Source organism: Desulfatiglans anilini DSM 4660 (assembly GCF_000422285.1).
GTDB classification, from domain to species: domain Bacteria; phylum Desulfobacterota; class DSM-4660; order Desulfatiglandales; family Desulfatiglandaceae; genus Desulfatiglans; species Desulfatiglans anilini.
In genome coordinates this window covers 1-1,259 of the sequence record NZ_AULM01000106.1, presented here as the reverse complement: position 1 = coordinate 1,259, position 1,259 = coordinate 1, and the positions used below count along the sequence as shown (strand labels likewise).

At 51.2% G+C, this 1,259-nt stretch carries 2 protein-coding genes and 1 pseudogene; 1 reads left to right on the top strand and 2 read right to left on the bottom strand.

What is annotated here, in order from left to right; genetic code table 11:
- Window positions 1–6: 6 nt before the first annotated feature.
- Window positions 7–396 (bottom strand): annotated as a pseudogene (locus H567_RS26575) (phage integrase N-terminal SAM-like domain-containing protein); the annotation flags it as partial.
- A 20-nt stretch (window positions 397–416) separates the two neighbouring features.
- Window positions 417–1,061 (bottom strand): transposase, encoded by a 645-nt coding sequence (locus H567_RS26570; protein WP_028322927.1) that lies wholly within the window; start codon window positions 1,059–1,061, stop codon window positions 417–419.
- A 22-nt stretch (window positions 1,062–1,083) separates the two neighbouring features.
- On the opposite strand from H567_RS26570, the gene H567_RS30255 reads away from it, so the two are divergent.
- Window positions 1,084–1,259 (top strand): SAM-dependent methyltransferase (locus H567_RS30255; protein WP_435051127.1); only part of this gene is annotated, 176 nt, incomplete at its 3' end.

The following is a 1,259-nucleotide window of genomic DNA, read 5'->3' as shown; positions in this document are numbered from 1 at the left end:
TCTGACTTATTTCAAAAATGAAGGGCATTGATAGCCCAACATTTTGATGCAGAGACGCAATTCCATGGAATAGGTCGTCAAAAGGAAGACCCTGTAGCGCAGTTTGCGCGTGGCGCTGAATAATCGCTCGACTTCTTTCAGGGCAAGAATATCAGGCAGCGGCATCACTTCTGGGACTTTGACGATGTTTACCCACTCCCAATCGCGTTTGAGGACATGCTTCCAGAAGAATTGCAGTCCGTTGCGGTCGATCTTGACGCTGCTCCAGGAGTGGGACTCGGCCAAATCGGAAAAATACTGTTCACGTTGCTCCAGGGTCAATTGATCGGGGCAGCAATCGAAATCGTCGTTTATTCGTCGGACAGCCCGAGAATAAGCGGCGATGGTTTTCTCACTCTTGCCTCGATGTCATTGACTTAAGCTATGGGCTTGTAGGCCATAGCGGCAATTTTCAGTTTCGGCCCTCTCTTTCTGGGATTCTTCAGGCCTGGTCGAATAATCGATAAAGACTTACCGAGAAGCGAGAGGAGGCTTCGAAGGATTTTTGTGGTGTGTCGCCGGGCAAAGAGGAGCACGACGTTGCTTTTCATAGACGAAAGCGCATAGGTGAAGTTGACCTCATACCTGAGTCGTTCGGGATGGTTTTTGGCCTGCTCCTCAATAAGATCTTGAACCGGGTGACCGATCATGGCAGCCAGGTTGGCTGTCAAAACTCTCGCTTGGAAATCTTGGAGAACAGCGAGGGGAGATTTTCCCGAAACCTTCTCGATTTCGATGCGGCATTTGAAATGGCTGTAGGCGGTTTCCACAGACCAGCGCTTGGTGTAGAGCTCTTTGAGCTCAGCCAAAGGAAATTGGCGCTTGTCGAGGAGGGAAGTCAACAGAACGACCTTTTCCCTGTTTTTCAATGTGAACCGGAGGACGCGAACTCTCAGGGGATTGGCGCTCAAGTTCTTCTCTTGACGGAATTTTGTCGCGACAGGCGACGGTTTAAGGCTGACGATAGCCTCGCGCTTTCCGGAGCGGAGGAATTTTTTGACAAGAACTGAATCCTTTTTCATCCTACAAAGGAGATTTTCTGCATTGGATATTCCACGGATCTTCAACATTACCGAAAGTGATCACCGCATCCATAACCCGCTCACACCCGAAAAGCTCGCCACTCTGGGCGCGGCGCTTCGTCTCGAAACGGGAACCCGAGTGCTCGACCTCGGCAGCGGTTCGGGGGAGATGCTGTGCACCTGGGCACGCGATTACGG